At 71.5% G+C, this 3,620-nt stretch carries 4 protein-coding genes and 1 pseudogene; 2 read left to right on the forward strand and 3 right to left on the reverse strand.

Features of this window, described 5'->3' with window-relative positions:
* Nucleotides 1-256: pseudogene (locus EIO58_RS14455) on the reverse strand (23S rRNA (guanosine(2251)-2'-O)-methyltransferase RlmB); the annotation flags it as partial.
* Nucleotides 249-1,655: a cysteine--tRNA ligase gene (cysS, locus tag EIO58_RS14460; RefSeq protein WP_127820117.1), complete on the reverse strand. Its 1,407-nt coding sequence runs from the start codon at nucleotides 1,653-1,655 to the stop codon at nucleotides 249-251. The pseudogene EIO58_RS14455 and the gene cysS, both read right to left, overlap by 8 nt.
* A gap of 33 nt (nucleotides 1,656-1,688) precedes the next feature.
* Between cysS and EIO58_RS14465 the strand changes: the two genes are divergently transcribed.
* A complete protein-coding gene (locus tag EIO58_RS14465; RefSeq protein ID WP_127820118.1) occupies nucleotides 1,689-2,627 on the forward strand; it encodes a DMT family transporter in 939 nt (312 codons plus the stop codon).
* A 52-nt stretch (nucleotides 2,628-2,679) separates the two neighbouring features.
* Nucleotides 2,680-3,147: a GNAT family N-acetyltransferase gene (locus EIO58_RS14470; protein ID WP_127820119.1), complete on the forward strand. Its 468-nt coding sequence runs from the start codon at nucleotides 2,680-2,682 to the stop codon at nucleotides 3,145-3,147.
* Between the two features lie 6 nt (nucleotides 3,148-3,153).
* Here the strand turns inward: EIO58_RS14470 and ispF are convergent.
* Nucleotides 3,154-3,620, reverse strand: a 467-nt coding sequence (gene ispF, locus EIO58_RS14475; RefSeq protein ID WP_127820120.1) for a 2-C-methyl-D-erythritol 2,4-cyclodiphosphate synthase, incomplete at its 5' end; no start/stop codon positions are given.

The following is a 3,620-nucleotide window of genomic DNA, read 5'->3' on the forward strand; positions in this document are numbered from 1 at the left end:
TGACGGTCTCGGTGTCATCGTCCTTCTTCGAGGGCCGCGACGACCGCGCGGGCGACGAGCCGGGGGCGGCCTTGCCGCCCGCCGCGGCGTAGCGCTCGGCCGCGGCCTTGCGCTTTCCTGCGGGGTGCCAGGCGCGGTCCTCCGCCTTGGGAGTCGGCCCGCGACCTGCGAGCGAGCGCTTGTTCTTGCCGCCGGTGCCCTTGGTCGGGCCCTTCTTGTTGCCCTTGCTTGCGCCGGGGCGTCCAGGCTTAGTCATTGAGACTCCAGTGTGTTCCGTCTGCTGAATCTTCGAGGACGATGCCGGCCGCCGCGATCGCGTCGCGGATGCGGTCGGCGCTCGCCCAGTCCTTCGCAGCGCGCGCGTCGGCGCGCTGCGAGATCATGGTCTTCACGAGCGTGTCGAGGGCGGATGCCTCGGCCGAGGCATCCGTCGCCTGCCAGTGCGGGTCGAGAGGGTCGATGCCGAGGATCCCGGTCATCACGGCGACGTCGGCGAACGCGCGCAGCGCGGCATCGTAGTCGCCGGCGTCGAGGGCGGTGTTGCCGTCGCGCACGGTCTCGTGCAGCACCGCGAGCGCCTGCGGAACCCCGAGGTCGTCGTCGAGCGCCGCCGCGAACCGCTCCGGCACCGCCGCCTCGACCCGCGTGTCGTCGGTCGCATCTCGCAGGGTGCGCAGCGCCCGCTCGAGGAACGTGCGGATGCGCCCGATCGCGGCCTCGGCCTCGTCGAAGGTGGACTCCGTGATGTCGAGGCTCGATCGGTAGTGGGCTGCTGCGAGCGCGTAGCGCACCACGAGCGGGTCGCGCTCTCGCAGCACGTCCTCGGCGAGCATGAAGTTGAACAGCGACTTCGACATCTTCTGGGCGCCGACGGTCACCAGCCCGTTGTGCACCCAGTACCGGGCGAACCCGTCGCCGGCGGCGGTGGACTGCGCGAGCTCGTTCTCGTGATGCGGGAAGCGCAGATCGAGCCCGCCCCCGTGGATGTCGAACTCGGCGCCGAGATAGCGGCGCGACATCGCGGAGCACTCGATGTGCCAGCCGGGGCGCCCCGCACCCCAGGGCGAGTCCCACGACGCCGACTCCGGCTCGTCGGCCTTGGCGCCCTTCCACAGTGCGAAGTCGCGCGGATCGTGCTTGCCGCGCGGGTCGGCGTCGGCGGCGGGTTCCATGGCGTCCAGGCTCTGACGCGTGAGCGAGCCGTAGTCCGCCCATGACCGGACGTCGAAGTAGACGTCGCCGGCCGCGGCGTAGGCGTGTCCGGCGTCGATCAGGCGCTGGATGATGTCGTGCATCTGCGGGATCGACGCGGTCGCGCGGGGTTCGTACGTCGGCGGCAGGATGCCGATCGCGGTGTACGCGCGGGTGAACTCGAGCTCCATGCGGTACGCGAGAGCCCACCACGGTTCGCCGTCAGTCGCGTTCGCGAGCACCTTGTCGTCGATGTCGGTGACGTTGCGCACGAACGTCACACGGCCGAATCTATGGGTGAGCCAGCGGCGCAGGACGTCGAAGCTCAGCGCTCCGCGCAGATGCCCGATGTGGGGCCCCGACTGCACCGTGGGTCCGCAGACGTAGATCGTGACGTTCTCCGGGCGCAGTGGCACGAAGTCGCGCAGGGCCTGCGCCTTGGTGTCATAGAGCTGTACCGTCACCGGTCCAGCCTACCGGCCGCGTTTCCGGTAGAAATGGGAGCCGTGCATGTTCTCGCCGTCCTCGCCGCCGCCGTGCTGTTCGGCACCACGGGGACATCGCAGGCGCTGGGTCCCGACGGCACGACGCCTCTCTCGATCGGCGTCATGCGCATGGTCATCGGCGGGACAGGTCTCGCCGTCATCGCGTTCGTCCTGGCCGCTCGGCACGCTCGCCGTCGACCGGCCGGCGTGGTGCGCCCGCGTGCCGGCATCCGTCCCCTGTCGCTCATGGTGCTCACCGGCCTGTGCCTCGCGCTGTACCAGCCGCTGTTCTTCCTCGGCACCGCCCGCAACGGCGTGGCCGTGGGCACGGTGGTCGCGCTCGGGTCTGCGCCGATCCTCGCGGGTCTGCTCGAGTGGGCGCTGACACGACGGATGCCGACCGCGACGTGGATGGTCGCGACCGCGCTCGCGACGGTCGGCGTGGTGCTGCTGGGCTTCGGCGGCGACGCGGCCGGTGCTGGCGGCACGGACCCGGTCGGGCTGCTGGGCTCGGTCGGCGCAGGCGCGTCGTTCGCGGTCATCGCGAACGCGCAGCGGCGGCTGCTCGACGAGGGCTGGGACCCGTTCACGGTGGTCGGTGCGATGGGCGCGAGCTCCGCGCTCATCTGCGCGTTCGCGCTGCCCTTCGTCGATCTGGCGTGGCTCGCGACGCCCACCGGGCTCACGATGGCGCTGTGGTTGGGACTCGCGACGATCTCGATCGCGTACGTGCTGTTCACGTGGGGCCTGAGCGGCCTGACCGCGGCGACGGCCGCGACCCTGACGCTCGGCGAGCCGCTGACTGCAAGCGTCCTCGGCATCGTCGTGCTCGGCGAGCGCCTCTCGCTGCTCGCGATCATCGGACTGGCGGTGCTGGCGGCGGGGCTCGCGCTGTTGGCGTGGGGCTCGCGCTCGCCCCGCGACCCGAAGCCGTTCGCGGTCGAGGCCTGACACCCCGCCGCGAAACATGCCCGCAACGCCCCGATGGCACACTGGGCGCGACATGCAGACCACGATCGAGATCCGCACCGACGATCTGACCTCGACGGCGACCCGGCGCCTCGTGGAGTTCCACCTCGCCGGCATGCACGACACCTCGCCCCCCGAGAGCGTGCATGCGCTCGGCGTGGCGGCGCTCCGGCATCCGTCGGTGTCGGTCTGGTCCGCGTGGATCCACGGTGAGCTCGCCGGCATCGGCGCGCTCAAGGCGCTGGACGCGCAGCGCGGCGAGATCAAGTCGATGCGCGTCGACGACCGCTTTCGCGGATACGGCGTCGGTCGCGCTCTGCTGCGCCACATCGTCGACCAGGCGCGCAGCCGTGGCATGTCCAGCCTGTGGCTCGAGACCGGTACGACCGAGGACTTCGTCCCGGCGCAGCGCCTCTACGAGAGCGAGGGATTCGCGTACTGCGGCCCGTTCGCGGACTACGCGCCGGACCCGTTCTCGGTCTTCATGACGCACGCTCTCTGACGGGGATCACGCGGGAATGACGAGGGCGACCGCGAAGGCGGCGACGCCGTCTCCGCGGCCGGTGAAGCCCAGTCCGTCGGTCGTGGTCGCAGAGATCGACACCGGCGCGCCGCCGAGCGCGTGCGACAGCGCGCGCTCGGCTTCGTCGCGCCGGGATGCGAACCGGGGACTGTTCGCCTGCACCTGCACCGACACGTTGCCGATGCGCCACCCGGCTTCGCCCAGCAGCGCGTGCGTGCGGGCGAGGAACGCGTGCGCATGCGCTCCGGCGTACTCGGGATGATCCGTGCCGAAGTGCGTGCCGATGTCGCCGAGGCCCGCGGCGCCCAGCAGCGCGTCGACGATCGCGTGGGCGACGGCATCCCCGTCCGAATGACCCGACAGCGCCTTCTCCCCCGGCCACTCCAGGCCGGCGAGCCAGAGCGGCCCATCGTCGCCGTACGCGTGCACGTCGGTGCCGAGACCGACGCGCG

The organism is Microbacterium sp. CPCC 204701 (assembly GCF_004010105.1).
Taxonomy (GTDB): Bacteria; Actinomycetota; Actinomycetes; order Actinomycetales; family Microbacteriaceae; genus Microbacterium.